This window comes from Labrenzia sp. 5N, assembly GCF_012395805.1.
Taxonomy (GTDB): Bacteria; Pseudomonadota; Alphaproteobacteria; order Rhizobiales; family Stappiaceae; genus Roseibium; species Roseibium algicola.
Window position 1 is genome coordinate 347,531 of record NZ_JAAZTM010000020.1, and the last position, 17,293, is coordinate 364,823.

5 protein-coding genes are annotated in these 17,293 nt (G+C 56.9%); 3 read left to right on the forward strand and 2 right to left on the reverse strand.

The window, feature by feature from the left end:
* Window positions 1-82 precede the first annotated feature (82 nt).
* Both HEP89_RS22165 and HEP89_RS22170 read left to right on the forward strand, forming a co-directional pair.
* Window positions 83-1,579 carry an NAD-dependent succinate-semialdehyde dehydrogenase gene (locus tag HEP89_RS22165; RefSeq protein ID WP_168693055.1) on the forward strand — a complete coding sequence of 499 codons (1,497 nt, stop codon included), beginning with the start codon at window positions 83-85 and terminating at the stop codon, window positions 1,577-1,579.
* 32 nt (window positions 1,580-1,611) lie between these two features.
* A complete protein-coding gene (locus tag HEP89_RS22170) occupies window positions 1,612-2,979 on the forward strand; it encodes an aspartate aminotransferase family protein (protein ID WP_168693056.1) in 1,368 nt (455 codons plus the stop codon).
* A gap of 75 nt (window positions 2,980-3,054) precedes the next feature.
* Here the strand turns inward: HEP89_RS22170 and HEP89_RS22175 are convergent, their stop codons facing one another.
* Together HEP89_RS22175 and HEP89_RS22180 are read right to left on the reverse strand one after the other, a co-directional pair.
* Window positions 3,055-5,271 carry an ABC transporter transmembrane domain-containing protein gene (locus HEP89_RS22175; RefSeq protein WP_168693057.1) on the reverse strand — a complete coding sequence of 739 codons (2,217 nt, stop codon included), beginning with the start codon at window positions 5,269-5,271 and terminating at the stop codon, window positions 3,055-3,057.
* Entirely contained in the window at window positions 5,268-7,001 is a 1,734-nt protein-coding gene (locus tag HEP89_RS22180) for an ABC transporter transmembrane domain-containing protein (protein WP_286201070.1), read from the reverse strand. The genes HEP89_RS22175 and HEP89_RS22180 overlap by 4 nt, the downstream gene beginning before the upstream one ends.
* 187 nt (window positions 7,002-7,188) lie before the next feature.
* Here HEP89_RS22180 and HEP89_RS29705 point away from each other — a divergent pair, with 187 nt between their 5' ends.
* Window positions 7,189-17,187 (forward strand): cadherin domain-containing protein, encoded by a 9,999-nt coding sequence (locus HEP89_RS29705; protein WP_207106378.1) that lies wholly within the window; start codon window positions 7,189-7,191, stop codon window positions 17,185-17,187.
* Window positions 17,188-17,293 lie beyond the last annotated feature (106 nt).

Genomic DNA, 17,293 nt, shown 5'->3' on the forward strand with positions numbered 1-17,293 from the left:
CGGCTGCCAAGCTTGTCAAGAAAAGGCGTTTCGTTCCCGGGTGCCATTCTAGGCTCTGCTCACCACTTTGGAGAGCAACGCCATGCAGTCCCGAACCCTTGCCGAGACATCCCTTGAAAGCTCGCTTTTTCACCTAATTGACAACCGTCACCTGGTAAAGCACTTCGCCTATGTCGGTGGACGTTGGGCAGCGGCACGTGATGGTGCCGTGTTTCGAGTAACCGATCCGGCGGATGGAAGTCTTCTCGGGGAAGTGACATCTCTTTCCAGCGCACAATCCGCCGAAGCTATCGATGCCGCCAATGACGCCTTTTCGAGTTGGTCCACCTTGCTGCCTCAGGAAAGGGCATCCTTTCTGTTGGCCTGGCACGACTTGATCTTGGAAAACCGGGAAGATCTCGCTCGTCTGATGACGCGTGAGCAAGGAAAACCACTTTCGGAATCCCGCGGCGAGATCGATTATGCAGCCTCCTTCGTATCGTTTTACGCCGAAGAGGCCAAACGACCCAATATCGAGAGCATCACTTCCCACTTGCCTGACGCAGAGATGGAAGTCTGGCGGGAACCTGTTGGCGTTGCCGCATTGATCACGCCGTGGAACTTTCCATGCGCGATGATCACGCGAAAAGCAGCTGCCGCACTCGCCGCCGGCTGTACCGTTGTCGTGCACCCTTCACAGGAAACGCCGTATTCCGCACTCGCCCTAGCTGAACTTGCTGACCAGGCTGGGCTTCCGGCAGGTGTTTTCAACGTGCTTCCCGGGAACGCGGAAGACATCGTGAAACCGTGGATGTCAGACCCGCGCGTCAGGGCGGTTTCGTTCACCGGATCCACGGGTATCGGACGGCTTCTTTATTCGCAGGGTGCTCAGACTGTAAAACGACTTGTGCTGGAACTCGGCGGTCACGCCCCCTTCCTCGTGTTTGCAGATGCTGATCTTGACCATGCCGTCGATCAGGCAATCGCCGCAAAATTCGCAACATCCGGTCAGGATTGCCTCGCGGCAAATCGCATTCTGGTAGAAAGACCGGTCTACCAGGCGTTTTGCGAAGCCTTCACCAAACGTGTTGAAGCCTTGTCTGTCGGACCTGGGCTTGAAGATCCTGACATCGGACCGCTGATGCATGAGCGGGCGGTTGCCAAGCAGGAGGACCACGTTCGAGATGCACTCGCACGAGGCGCGCGCCTCCTCACCGGTGGCCACCGTCATGCGGCCGGCCCATTGTTTTATCAGCCGACCGTTCTGGCGGACACTCCCGCTGATGCATCGATTTTCCGGGAAGAAACATTTGGTCCGGTGGCAGCCTTGGCAGCCTTCGATAAGGAGGAGGACGCCATCGCACGGGCAAACGACACCGAATACGGCCTTATCGCCTATCTCCACACGCAGGACCCGCGCCGCATCTACCGTGCAAGCCGCGCGCTTCAATACGGCATGGTTGCCGTCAATCGCACAAAAGTGACCGGCTATCCGATCCCCTTTGGAGGCGTGAAACAATCCGGCCTTGGCCGCGAAGGTGCCCGCTACGGACTGGAGGCCTTCACCGAAATCAAATACGTCTGCCGGGACTGGAGCTGACCTGGCCCAACCAACACTAGAAGGACTTGAATATGCTCAAGAACGACCAACTGGATGCCTGGGACAGAGAGAACTTCTTCCATCCCTCGACCCATCTTGCCCAACATGCGCGCGGAGAGAGCCCTAACCGGATCGTCACCGGTGGCAGCGGTGTCTATATCGAAGACCGTGACGGCACCAAACTATTGGACGCATTCGCCGGACTTTATTGCGTCAACGTCGGCTATGGCCGTTCCGAAATTGCTGACGCCATTGCGGAGCAGGCTCGTGAACTGGCCTATTACCACGCATACGTCGGCCACGGCACCGAAGCCTCCATCACGCTTGCACAAATGGTGATGGAGCGAGCGCCCGACCACATGTCCAAGGTCTATTTCGGACTGGGCGGATCGGATGCGAATGAAACCAACATCAAGCTTGTCTGGTACTACAACAACATTCTCGGCCGCCCGGAGAAGAAGAAAATCATCTCGCGCTGGCGCGGCTATCACGGCTCGGGCCTGATGACAGGTTCTCTGACGGGTCTCGAGTTATTTCACAAGAAGTTCGACCTGCCGCTTTCACAGGTTCTGCACACGGTCGCGCCCGACTATTTCCGCAGGGAAGACCTTTCCCAGTCCGAAGCAGAATTTGTTGCCTATTGCGTTGCTGATCTGGAAGCCCTGATCGAACGCGAAGGCGCTGACACCATTGCAGCCTTCATTGGCGAGCCGGCCCTTGGTACGGGCGGGATCGTACCGCCCCCAAGCGGGTACTGGGAGGCCATTCAGGCCGTGCTCAAGAAACACGACATTCTGCTGATTGCAGATGAAGTTGTTTCAGGCTTTGGACGTCTCGGCACGATGTTCGGGTCAGACCACTACGGTATTCAGCCGGATTTCATCACCATCGCAAAAGGCTTGACATCGGCATATGCTCCCCTGTCCGGCTCCATCGTTTCCGACAAGGTCTGGAAGGTGCTGGAGGACGGTACCGACGAATTTGGTCCGATCGGCCATGGGTGGACCTATTCCGCACACCCGATCGGTGCCGCAGCCGGTGTTGCGAACCTCAAGCTTATCGACAGTCTCGGCCTGGTGGCGAATGCCGGATCCGCAGGTAGCTACTTCAAGAATGCACTTGCGAATGCACTCGGAGATCATGCCAACGTTGGCGACATCCGCGGCGAGGGCCTGCTTTGCGCGATCGAATTTGTATCGGACAAGGCCAGCAGAACCTATCTCGATCCGGCAAACAAAACCGGCCCACAGGTTGCAGCTGCCCTGTTGAAGGAAGGCGTCATCGGCCGCGCGATGCCGCAGGGCGACATCCTGGGTTTCGCCCCTCCCCTGTGCATTTCCGAAGCTGAAATCGACAAGGTTGTTGATGCAACCGTGAAAGCAGTAAAATCCGTCTTCTAAGAAGCGGCACCACCAAATAACGAAGCCCGTCGGAGCAACCCGGCGGGCTTTTTGGTATCTCGGTAGGAAAACTGCCTATCCGGCTTTCGCGGTCTGTCCCATGAGTGCCGGGACTACTTGTTCCGGTGGCCCCATCATCGCAATCTGGCCACCTCTGAGCACAACCACCCGGTTGGCCATTTTCATGTGGCTAGGCCGTTGAGTATTGATGAGGATGGTCGCCTTGCCCTTGAGTTCCTCGATCATCGCCATGAATTTCTTGTCGCCCTCGAAATCGAGATGTGTTCCCGGATTGTCGAACAGATAGAGCGGTGCCGCTTTCACGAAGGCACGGGCCAAAACAATTCGCTGCTTCATGTTGTCCGGGATTTGCTTCAGGATCTCGCCATTGAGGCGCGTTTCAAGTCCGTTGAAGTTCTCCTCCAGGTAGGACAGCAAGCCAAGTTTACCGGTAACCTCGATCAGACGTTCGTCGGTAGCGCCCGGATCCGACATCAGCAGGTTCTGTTTTACCGTGCCGTAAAAGAAGTCGAGATCGTCGGGTGCATAGCCAATGGAGGAGCGCCACTCTGCGGTATCCAGCTGGCGCACATCCAGACCATCGAACAGGATGGACCCCACCTGGGGCTGAAACAAGCCGATGACAGCCTGGAACAATGCGGTCTTGCCCGAGCCGCTCGGGCCCGTGATGGCAACGGTTTCGCCTTCCTTCACCGTCAGCTCAAGGCCCTTCAGCGAGGCTTCCGTTGCCCCTGGATACCTGAGGACGAGGGAGGACACTTTCAGATCACCGCGAATGTCACGTGTGATTTTCGGCAGATGCCCCGGCTCGCGCTCGAGCTGCACTTTCATGAGGTTGTTGATCTGTTCGATCACCGTGCGGCTTTGCGCGAGCTGCGTGATGCTGAGAAATGCCTGGTTCATCGGGTTCAGAACCCGCCAGCTGAGGGCCATTGTGGCAATCAGGGCGCCCAGGCTCATTTCTCCTTCCATGACACGCATTGCCCCGATCCCCAGAACCAGGACACCGCAAATGGTCATCAGCGTCTGTGACAGTGTCTGCAGCACATGCGTGATATGACGTGCATGGATGTTGAGTTTGTTGAAGTTGGTGGAAAGCGCCGAAAATCGCTCCAGCCAGGTATCTTCTACAGAAAGGTTCCTGAGAGCCCGCTGGTTGCGAAAGGTCTCGATCATGAAGCTGTTGAGTTTCGACTTCTGCTCGCCAACGGCAGCGACTTCGCGTTGGACTTTCGGCAGAACATAAACGGCCAGCAGCGTGTAAATGGTCAGCAGTGCGAGCGGCGGCAGCGCAACAGGTCCGCCGATCAGGAAGATCGCGACAATGAAGATCAGCGTGAAGGGAATATCGACGATCGCGTTGAACAGCGAACTCTGGAATATGTCGCGCACGCTGTCGAAATAGCGCAGCCGCATGACCTGGGTGCCGATCGGCGCTTCGGACAGCATCGCATATGGAAGATGCAGGATGCGCTCAAAGGTCTTGTTGCCGACAATCGCATCAACCCGTCCGCCGAGATAGGATTGTAGCCATGTCTTCATTCTGCGCAGCGCAACTTCGCACAGAAGAATGATTCCAACGCCGACCGCCATGGTCAGAAGCACCTCGGTCGATTTTGCTCCCATTGCCTTGTCGTAGATCGCCATAATGAACAACGGCGGTGCAAGAGCGAGAATGTTGAGAACAAAACCGAGGGCCAGAATGGAGATGATACTGGTCCGGAACCGCTTGGATACGGTCGAGAACCAGCTTCGGTTGTTTTGAACCTGCCCCTGTTCCTCAGTGTCTTCGGCGGCGAGATAGATCTCGTTTTTCAGAATATCCGCAGCAGGAACTGAAATTGCCTCTCCCTGACGGCCGGAATAGGCGCGAAACTCACCCGTTCCGGTTTTTCCAACGAGAACCTGAACGTCGTCCCTTGTCACACGCAGACACGGCATCTGTGCATGGGTCAGTTCCCCGGCACTTCCATGAAAAGGTGTCGTCTTGACTGTCAAGCGGCTGAGGACGGTCCGCAAGACCTGGAAAGTTTCAATCCGGTCGAAGTGCGGCAATGCCTCGAACAGAAGCCGGTCATTGCCCTGCCAGCGCATCTCCCGCAAAAGCGGGATCAGGCACCTTTCGGCAGGCGCCGCACCGTCATCAGGAAGTCCTAACCGGCTTGTGGCGGTCCCATCGGCTGCCAGTTCGGCCGAAAGATCGCGCCACTGGCGGTGCACGGCGTTGTCGGCAGCGTGGACGTCCTCGAGGTTGAATAGCGGTCTGCTCACGCCGGCATCCCCATTTTCTGAGGTGTACCGGTTACGTTCATCGTGCCGAGGTCATGCACGCTGCCGTCCCTGAGTTCATATTGATGATCCGCGACTGCCAGCATGGAAGGACGGTGGCTGATGATGACAACTGTCAGATAGCCCTTCAGACGGATCAGCGCATCGACAAGCGCCTTTTCTGCCTGTTGGTCCAGTTGCGCATTCGCCTCGTCCAGGATCAGGATCTTCGGCTCGCCTGCCAATGCCCTTGCAATGCAGATACGCTGCAAGGTAGCTGCAGGAACCTTCCCGCCCAGGTCTGACCCCAGCTGCGTTTCATAACCGCGCGGCAAGAGATGGATTTCCTTTTCAAGCCCGATCAGCTTTGCCGCCATACGCGCATGAGCGATGTCGGATACGGCACCGAACATCGTGATGTTTTCAAGGATCGTGCCGTTGAAGATAGCAGACTGGTTGTCGACATAGGCAACGGTCTTGCGCAGTGCATGTTGGTGGAGGCCATCATAATCCTGCCCGCCGATCATGACCTTGCCGGTCGTCGGCGTCATTTCACCGGTCAGCAATTTCATGAGTGTGGACTTGCCGCTGCCGTCCGCACCGCGGAAACCGACGAATTGTCCGGCTTCGATTGTCAGGTTGATGTCCTCGAACACCCGGCGCTGGCTTTCGCCCAGTTCGACTGACACGTTGATCAGGTGAATGGAACCGTCGGTATCGACCGTCAAAGGCTCCTGCTGCGCAACCTCCGGCAGCTTGAAGAGCGAATTGACCTGAGCGTAGTCGTGCTTCAGTCGTTGCATGTCGGTCAGCTGGTTGATCGCGCGAAGGAAAGGCTGCACGAACTGACCGGACAGGAGTGTGCTGGCAGCGACACCGCCGACGCTGAAATTGCCATAGATGGCCATCAACGCGCCGCAGATGACCACAAAGATAGTCGTGAGGGTTCCGAAAAGTGCGGACGCATCCCTCGCCTGGCCGGACAAGCGCATATATCTGGAGCTGAGCTCTGCCGTTGCCCGCTGCAATCGCTCGAAGCGGCGCATGATCAGTGCTTCCATCGCCTGGGACTTCACGGTCTTGGCGCCGGACAGTACCTCCAGGATGAAATCGGATTTGCGATCGTCCTGATCTGCCCGATCGGCGACAACCTGCTGCAGCACCTTGTTTCTGTTGAGGGCAAACAGCATGAAGATGCCCAGCAAGGTGATCGGCACCAGAGCCAGCGGCCCTGCGATGAAGATGAGCGCTGCCAGGAAGATCCCCCCCGCAGGCAGGTCGATGGCGAGAAGGCGGTTCTGGTCGCCATAGTGATCTGCAACCGATTGCAACGCCCGAAGCTGGTGTACCTGTACGGAAACAGGCGTTTTGGCAAACTGGGATGGCTGGGCATCAAGCACCCGGCGGAAAAGTTCGGTGTGCGCCTGATGATTGAACCCTGCCCCGAGCCTGCCGACAACCGCGGTACGGGAGACCTTGATGACGGCATCAGCAATTAGAACGACAGTCACCCCGAGGATGAGCACAAGCAGCGTGTCGGTGGAAGCATTTGGCAGAACGCGGTCATAAACCTGAAGAATGGCCAGCGGCATCGCCAGCCCCATTATATTTGCGAAAACGGAAGCAACCACAACGTCGCGCGGCAATCCGGGCGAACAAATCCAGCGTCCGGACGGAGAATGCCGGATCCTCAGACGAGGCAAAAAGAAAGATGAAAATACCGATTTCAGCATATGCGGGCCAGAGTCGTGTAGCTACTCGCTCAAACTGTGCTGATCGGGTTTAAAAAGCGTTTACCCTACGCCGTGTTTCCCGAATTTTATTAGAACTAAACTTCAGATTCCAAGAGGAATTTTGCGCTTTGTTAAGGACGCCGACGTTCATTGGCATTATCGGAAATTGTGCGGACGTGCGACCGAAATGGCAAGCGACACTCAGAATCGAGACACCCGGGAAAACACCTCGTCAGAAGGTAACACTACGGAAACCAGGACGACCCTGAATTCCGATAGCATCCTGCATTCGGGGCTTCTCGATAATCGAGATGAGCATCTCGACAAGGCGCACGACTATCATCTCGACCAGGACATGGGCGAATCCATGGAACAGGTCAACGCCAACCTGCACCTTGGAAGCGACGAGGAAGAACAACGCTACGTCGAACAGGAAGACCCATCGTCCGGCGCGCAAGGTATCGGGTTTGAGGATGATGGCACGGAGCTTTCTGCGCTTGAAGACAGCGATGCAGTCAATGCATACGCTGAGCAATCTTCCGACAATTCAACTGGCACACAGGACTCTTCAGGGTCGAACAGCGACGAATTCCCGTTGGGTGGCGGTACGTCCGCAAGCATAGCTTCTGCTCTCGATGATGGATCGAACCAGACCTATTCGAATGGCTCTGCAACCAACCCGGGCGACGGCACCTTCAGTAGCCAGAATGGCCAGGTGCAGTCAGGCGCAGGTTTCGATGACGGCAACGACGACCTTGCTGCGGGCATCGTCGCTTCCGATCTGTCTGCGGTCACCGATATCGATGCAACTGAAAACGCCGTTGACGAAAATTCAGCAGTCGGATCTGCAACCGGCATTCGGGCAAGCGCAACCGCCGCAGAAGGGGCCAGCGTAACCTACAGCCTCCTGGACGATGCGGGTGGTCTGTTCTCCATTGATCCCGAGACGGGCATCGTTACGGTAGCAGGTTCGCTCGATGCCGAAACGGCTGGAAGTCACCAGATCATCGTGCTTGCCACCGGATCCGACGGAGCGACGCAGACAGAAACCTTCACGATCAATATCCGTGACGTGAACGAATACGACGTCAGCCCGATCAGCACGGTCGGCGCTGTTGCGAACACAATTTCCGAAGGTGTAGACGGCGGCAGTCAGGCTGGCATCACTGTTGTGGCGACCGACCGGGACGTGAGCGACAGTGTCTCCTACTCCATAGACGACCCGCGCTTTGTCATCGATGACCAGGGTGTGGTCAGCATTGCCGAAGACGCCGTGTTTGACGCTGAAACCGAAGCGACTGTCTCCTTCACTGTGACCGCCACCTCCACCGACGGCTCGCAGTCCACGCAAAGCTTCACATTGAAGGTCGAAGACGAAAACGAATACTCTACGTCCGCAGTTCAGGACACAGACATTTCCGCCAACACCATCACGGAAGATGCTGCGGCTGGTACGCAGGTGGGCGTCACCGCATTCGCCGAAGACAAAGATGTAACGGACACCGTCTCCTACACCGTCGATGATCCCCGTTTCACGGTTGATGAGAATGGCGTCGTTCGAGTTGCGGATGGCGCGAGCTTCGATGCCGAAACCGAAGGGTCCATCGATATCATCGTGACAGCAACCTCGACCGACGGTTCGACCTCGGAAGAGACATTTACGATCGCGGTATCTGACGTCGATGAGTATGACGTCACCGCTGTTACCGATACGGATTTTTCGGCCAACACCATCGCGGAAGATGCGAGCGCGGGCACCCAGGTTGGCGTAACTGCACTGGCGACTGATGCAGACGCCACAGACACTGTCTCCTACTCCGTCGACGACGCACGTTTCACTATCGATGAGAACGGCGTGGTTCGGGTTGCGGACGGTGCTAGCTTCGATGCCGAAACCGAAGGGTCCATTGACATCACTGTCACGGCGACCTCCACCGACGGTTCAACCTCGGAAGAGACCTTTACGATATCGGTGTCCGACGTCGATGAATATGATGTCACCGCCGTAACCGACACAGATACATCTGCCAATACAATTGCAGAAGATGCTGCAGCTGGCACGCAGGTGGGCGTCACTGCATTCGCCGAAGACCAGGACATCACCGACACGGTTTCTTATTCGGTTGATGATGCCCGCTTCACGGTTGATGAGAACGGTGTCGTTCGGGTTGCCGACGGCGCAAGCTTCGACGCGGAGACCGAAGGGTCCATCGACATCACCGTGACCGCTACCTCTACCGATGGATCGACTTCGGAAGAGACCTTCACGATCTCGGTGTCAGACGTTGATGAGTATGACATCACCGCGGTGACCGACACAGACACTTCCGCCAACACCATCGCGGAAGATGCTGCGGCTGGTACGCAGGTGGGCGTCACTGCATTTGCCGAAGACAAAGATGTAACGGACACCGTCTCCTATTCCGTGAACGACGCCCGTTTCACCGTTGACGAAACCGGCGTGGTTCGGGTTGCAGACGGCGCGAGCTTCGACGCGGAAACTGAAGGGTCCATCGACATCATCGTGACGGCGACCTCGACCGATGGCTCGACCTCGGAAGAAACCTTCACGATTGCGGTTTCCGACGTCAACGAAAGCGCCGTTTCCGCTGTCACCGACACGGATTCCTCGGCCAACACCATCGCCGAAGATGCAAGCGCGGGCACCCAGGTCGGCGTGACTGCCCTGGCAACTGATGCAGACGCCACCGACACGGTCTCCTACACCGTCAACGATGCCCGTTTCACTATCGATGAGAACGGCGTGGTTCGGGTTGCTGACGGCGCAATCTTCGATGCCGAAACTGAAGGGTCCATCGACATCATCGTGACGGCGACCTCCACCGACGGCTCGACCTCGGAAGAAACCTTCACGATCTCCGTTTCAGACGTTGATGAATATGACGTCACGGCTGTCACCGACACAGACGCATCTGCCAACACCATTGCAGAAGATGCTGTCGCAGGCACACAGGTTGGTGTCACCGCATTCGCCGAAGACAAGGACATCTCCGACACGGTCTCCTACACCGTCAACGATAGCCGCTTCACCGTTGACGAAAACGGCGTGGTGCGGGTTGCAGACGGCGCCAGCTTCGATGCCGAAACCGAAGGGTCCATCGACATCATCGTAACGGCGACTTCGACTGATGGTTCAACTTCAGAAGAAACCTTCACGATTGCGGTTTCCGACGTCAACGAAAGCGCCGTGTCTGATGTTACCGACACGGATTCTTCGGCCAACACCATCGCGGAAGATGCAAGCGCAGGCACCCGGGTCGGCGTGACGGCCCTGGCAACAGATGCAGACGCCACCGACACTGTCTCCTACTCCGTCGACGACGCACGATTCACTATCGATGAGAACGGCGTGGTTCGGGTTGCTGACGGCGCGAGCTTCGACGCCGAAACTGAAGGGTCCATCGACATCATCGTGACGGCGACCTCGACCGATGGTTCGACCTCGGAAGAAACCTTCACGATTGCGGTTTCCGACGTCAACGAAAGCGCCGTTTCCGCTGTCACCGACACGGATTCTTCGGCCAACACCATCGCGGAAGATGCAAGCGCGGGCACCCAGGTCGGCGTGACTGCCCTGGCAACTGATGCAGACGCCACCGACACGGTTTCTTATTCGATCAACGACACCCGTTTCACCGTTGACGACAATGGTGTGGTTCGGGTCGCGGCTGGCGCGAGCTTCGATGCCGAAACCGAAGGCTCCATCGATATCATCGTGACGGCGACCTCCACCGATGGATCAACTTCGGAAGAGACCTTCACGATCTCCGTTTCTGACGTTGATGAGTATGACGTCACCGCCGTGACCGACACAGACGCATCTGCCAATACCATTGCAGAAGATGCTGTCGCTGGCACACAGGTTGGTGTCACCGCATTCGCCGAAGACAAGGACATCACCGACACGGTCTCCTACACCGTCAACGATGCCCGTTTCACGGTTGACGAAAACGGTGTGGTTCGGGTTGCAGATGGCGCGAGCTTCGACGCCGAAACCGAGGGCTCCATCGATATCATCGTCACGGCGACTTCGACTGACGGTTCGACTTCGGAAGAGACCTTCACGATTTCCGTTTCAGACGTCAACGAAAGCGCAGTCTCCGCTGTCACCGACACGGATTCTTCCGACAACACAATTGCAGAAGATGTAGCTGCCGGTACCCAGGTTGGCGTGACGGCCCTGGCAACAGATGCAGACGCCACCGACACTGTCTCCTACTCCGTTGACGACGCACGATTCACTATCGATGAGAACGGCGTGGTTCGGGTTGCTGACGGCGCAAGCTTCGATGCCGAAACCGAAGGGTCCATCGACATCATCGTGACGGCGACCTCCACCGACGGCTCGACCTCGGAAGAGACCTTCACCATCGCGGTGTCTGATGTTGATGAGTTTGACATTTCAGCTGTTACCGATGCCGACACTTCTGCCAACACCGTTGCGGAAGATGCTGTGGCAGGTACCCAGGTTGGTGTGACCGCATTTGCCGAAGACAAGGACGTCACAGATACTGTCTCGTACTCGGTGAACGATACGCGCTTCACTGTTGATGACAACGGTGTCGTCCGTGTGGCTGAGGGGGCGAGCTTCGATGCGGAAACCGAAGGTTCCATCGCCATTATCGTGACGGCGACCTCAAGCGATGGATCGAGCTCTAAAGAGACCTTCACAATCGCTGTTTCCGATATCAATGAAAGTGCCATCACTCCCGTAACTGATACGGACGCAGCGGCAAATTCGATTACCGAAGATGCCGCCGCCGGAACGCAGGTTGGCATCACGGTTCTTGCGACCGACAGCGACATCACTGACACGGTATCCTACTCGGTAGACGATAACCGGTTCACGGTGGACGAAAACGGCGTTGTCCGCGTTGCAGATGGTGCTTCTTTCGACTTTGAAAGCGAACCCAACATCACTCTGACCGTGACCGCGACGTCTTCAGACGGCTCCACGTCTTCGGATGCATTCTCGGTTTCAGTAACCGACGTTGCTGAAGACTATCAGCTCGAAGACGGCGGCCAGACCTTCACTGACGTTTCTGTCGCTGAAACCAGTATCACCGGCGGCTCCGGTGACGATACCATTGTGGCACACGCCGACGGTGGCAACGTCGATGGCGCAGATGGCAACGACACGATTTCCGGAAACAATGCTGCCGATACTCTTGCAGGTGGTGCGGGGGACGACACGATCGAAGGTGGCGCCGGGAATGACACGATCTATGGTGAAAATGCACCTGTGTCCGGCACCTGGCACTACCAGGTTTATGACCACAACTTCAGTGGCGATGCCGGCCAGACTGTCGACATCTCCTCAGGCACGCTGATCGACGAGGGAACGACGGATGCGTTCGACCTGGACACAATTGTCCAGGGTGCACGCGGGTCGACTGATAACCCTGAAGATTTTGGTGTCATTCTGACGTCCAACTTCACCGCCACAGATGGCGGCACCTATCGTTTCTCCACCCGCTCGGACGATGGATCCACTATCGAGATCTTCGATGCATATGGCAACCGACTGACGTTCACCAACCAGAACGGTACGCAGACCGACTATCTCGACAATGATTACCACCAATCAGCGACCACCCGCTGGGCGGACGTTGATCTGGAACCAGGTGAGATCTACACCATTGTCGTCAAGGTCTGGGAGAACCAGGGAGAAGAGGTTCTCGATGCAACGGTAACGCCTCCAGGCGGAACGTCAGTAGACCTGTTCACCTCCGATTTTGTCAGTGCGGCCGCGGTTATCCCGGGGGACGACACGCTGACGGGCGGTGCCGGCGACGATATGATTGACGGCGGGCTAGGTACTGACACAGCGGTCTACAGCGGCAATTTCGCTGACTACACCATTACCGAGAACGAAGGCATCTTCACCGTTACGGACAATCGTCCAGGTTCTCCCGATGGTACCGACACCGTCGTGAATGTTGAAAACTTCCGGTTTGCCGATGGCGATGTTCTTTCGGGCGATTTGATCGCGCAGGATATTTCTGCCGTTACAGATAAAGACAGCAGCACAAACACGGTTGCGGAAGACGCTACTGCAGGAACGGCTGTCGGCGTCACCGCGTTCGCTGAAGATGGAAACACGTCTGATACTGTGTCCTACACCGTAGATGACGATCGCTTTGTCGTGGACGAAAACGGCGTTGTCCGGGTTGCGGATGGGGCCAGCTTCGACGCGGAAACCGAAGGTTCCATCGACATCGTTGTAACCGCCACGTCTTCCGATGGCTCGGCTTCCGAAGAGACATTCACGATTGCCGTGTCCGACGTTAACGAATACGACGTCTCAGCCGTTTCCGACACCGACGCCGCGACGAACACGATTTCCGAAGACGCATCTGCCGGGACACAGGTTGGCATTACAGCACACGCGAGTGACGCGGATATCACCGCGTCTGTGAGCTATTCCGTCGATGACAGCCGCTTTACTGTCGATGCGAATGGCGTCGTCCGTGTTGCCGATGGCGCCAGCTTCGATGCAGAAACCGAAGGATCCATCGACATTGTCGTGACTGCCACCTCCTCTGACGGTTCCACGTCGCAGGAGACCTTCTCGATTGCCGTTTCCGACGTCAACGAGGGCGCTGTTTCAAACGTCACTGATACGGACACCTCTGATAACACGATTTCGGAAGCAGCAACTGCCGGCACTCAGGTTGGCATCACGGCCCTGGCAACAGATGCAGATGCCTCTGACACGGTTTCTTACGCTGTTGATGACACGCGCTTCACAATCGATGAAAACGGTGTGGTTCGTGTTGCCGTTGGTGCCAGCTTCGACGCAGAGACCGAAGGGTCCATCAACGTTACCGTGACCGCGACGTCTTCTGACGGCTCGACTTCAACGGAAACCTTTACCGTAGCGGTGTCTGATGTCGACGAATTCGACGTTTCCAGCGTGACTGACGCAGACATCTCGGCAAACACAATCGCAGAAGATGCGACCGCAGGCACACAGGTTGGTATCACGGCGTCGGCAAGCGATGCCGATGTCTCGGATACGGTTTCCTATGCTGTCAACGACAGCCGCTTCACCGTGGACGAAAACGGCGTGGTTCGGGTAGCGGAAGGTGCGAGCTTTGATGCGGAAACCGAAGGGTCAATCGACATCATCGTGACGGCAACTTCAACCGATGGCTCAACCTCGGAAGAAACCTTCACGATCGCCGTTTCCGACGTCAATGAAGTTGCCGTATCCGCGGTGACCGACATCGATGCGACGGCCAATGGTTTCGCGGAAAATGCCGGAGAAGGCACCACAGTCGGTATTACTGTTCAGGCAACGGACAGTGATGTGACCGACACGGTAACCTATACGGTGTCCGATAACCGGTTCACCGTTGGCGACGATGGCCTGGTAACGGTAGCCGCCGGAGCAACGTTTGACTACGAGAGCGAACCGACCATCAACCTGACGGTGACCGCGACCTCTTCTGACGGCTCCACGTCTCACGAAACCTTTGCTCTTTCGGTTGCCGACGTCGCTGAAGCCTATCAGATGGCCGAAGGTCAAACGACCTTCACCGACACCGGCGTCGCCGAAACATCCATCACCGGCAACGACAGTGCCGACACGATTACCGCTCATGACGACGGCAGCACCATATACAGCGGTGCGGGCGACGACACGATCTATGGCGGCGCAGGCAATGACACCATCATGTTCGGCGAAGGCAACGACGTCGTTTACGGCGGTGCGGGCGACGATTTCATCGATGATGAGCGTGGCACCCAGCCGAACACCGGTGACAACTACCTGGATGGCGGCGAAGGTAACGACACCATCTTTGGCGGCAGCGGGAACGACACACTGATCGGTGGTGCGGGCAACGATAGCCTGTCCGGCGAAAATGACGACGACACCCTTCAGGGCGGCTCAGGCAGCGACAAGCTGTACGGCGGCGCCGGAAACGACACGCTCGAAGGTGGGGCCGGCAACGACTATATCGACGGCGGAAGCGGTACAGACACCGCAATCTATTCCGGTAACCGTTCCGACTATACCGTTACCGAAAACGCGTACGGCACCTACACGGTCGTCGACAACCGCTCCGGCTCGCCGGACGGAACCGACACTGTCGTCGGAGTTGAGAACTTCCGCTTCGCGGATGGCGACATTCTTGCAGGCGATCTTGTCGCGAAAGATATTTCTGCGGTTTCGGATACGGACGCTGCCGACAATACCGTCAACGAAAGTGCAAGTGCAGGATCAACCGTTGGCATTAAGGCATTTGCAGATGACGCAAACGCGTCCGACACCGTTTCCTATACTGTCAACGACAGTCGTTTTACAGTAGATGCGGACGGAACGGTTCGCGTCGCGTCCGGCGCCAGCTTTGACTACGAGAGCGAACCGCAAATCAGCATCACCGTGACTGCGACGTCGACAGACGGGTCCTCTTCGAACAAGAGCTTCACCCTGACTGTTTCCGATGCTGCAGAAAATCTGCAGCTCGCCAATGGCGGTGTGACCTTTACCGATACCGGCGTTGCTGAAACTTCTGTCACTGGTGGCACGGGCGACGATTCAATCACCGCTCATAGCAATGGTGGCAATATAGACGGCGGAGAAGGCAACGACGTTCTCACCGGCTCTTCTGGAAGCGACAAGCTGCAGGGTGGTGCCGGAAACGATACGCTGACAGGTGGTGCTGGCGCAGACCTTCTTCAGGGTGGCGAGGGAGATGATACGTTCCAGATGGGCGGTGACGGCACTTGGTCCGGCTATTCGGCGGTCAACACAGTTACTGGCGAAACTGTTTCGATTGCAGGTCGCACAATGAACTCGGACGTCTTCCAAGGTGGAGACGGTACAGACACGCTGCTGGGCACCGAAAGCTCCGATGCAATTTTCCTGGACGACACTTTTTCAGGCATGCACTCAGAAGCTTCCGGGCCACGTATTGACAGCATCGAAAGCGTAAATCTGGGCGCCGGTGACGACATACTGGACATGACCAGCGACACCTACACTTATACCACCGATATGACGATTGACGGTGGGACTGGAAACGACGTCATCTGGGCAGGAGCAGGCAACGACACCATACTTGGTGGCGAAGGCAACGATACTCTTTTCGGTGGTGCTGGCAACGACAGCATCGACGGTGGCACTGGAACGGATACCGCCATCTATTCCGGTAACTGGGAAGACTATAACATCGTCCAGAACGAGGATGGCAGCTACACGATTTCCGATCTTCGCTCCGGCGCTCCTGACGGTATCGATACGGTGTCCAACGTCGAGAACTTCAGGTTTGCCGACGGAGAAATCCAATCGGAACATCTGATCGATCGCCCAATTAGTGATGTGACCGATACCAACGCGTCCGCCAACACAATCCACGAACTGGATGGTGCCGGCACACAGGTTGGGATCACCGCTTTTGCCGACGACCCGAACGGCGATGCAGTTACCTACACTCTGAGTGACGACCGCTTCGAGATCGATGCCGACGGCAATGTCACAATTGCAGACCATGCGTTCTTCGACAGCGAGATTGAAAATTCGATCGATCTGACGATCACCGCAACTTCCGCGGATGGATCCCAGTCGAGTGAATCCTTCTCGATTGCCGTTACCGGCGAATATGACGTCACCTACAACGATACTGACGAAAGCAATACCGGCAGCGGTGCAGGCTACGACTATACGTACCACCTTGACGGCGCCGGTGGTGATGACGTTATCGAAGGCGGTTCAAACAACGACAGGATCGAAGGCGGCACCGGTAATGACAACATTTCGGCAGGTGACGGCCGCGACCTTATCTTCGGTGGCGACGGGCACGACAACATCAGCGGTGGCGCTGGAGATGATGTGATCATCGGTGGTCTTGGCAACGACAACCTGAGCGGTGGTGACGGGTCAGACCTGTTCATGTACGGCCTGGGCGACGGCAGTGACACCATCAACGCAGGCATGGGGGCCGGTTGGACAGACGTTATCGATCTGGGTGGTGGTCCAGGGATCACTGCCGCCGGCGAATACGGTACGGACTGGACAGTGACGATCACCAACGGCTCGATCGAGACAACAGACCTTGAAGGCGGCAGGCTCGACCTTTCCCAGGATGCCGACGGCTACATCGACTTTGCAGACGGCAGCCGTGTCAACTTCAACGATGTTGAGGAAATCCGCTGGTAGCTGATGTCACCGGACAGCGGTGACTGACGAAAAGCCCCGCCGGAAACGGCGGGGCTTTTCATTTATCTGCCAGTGACAGAATTCGGAAAATGGGATTTGGATATGA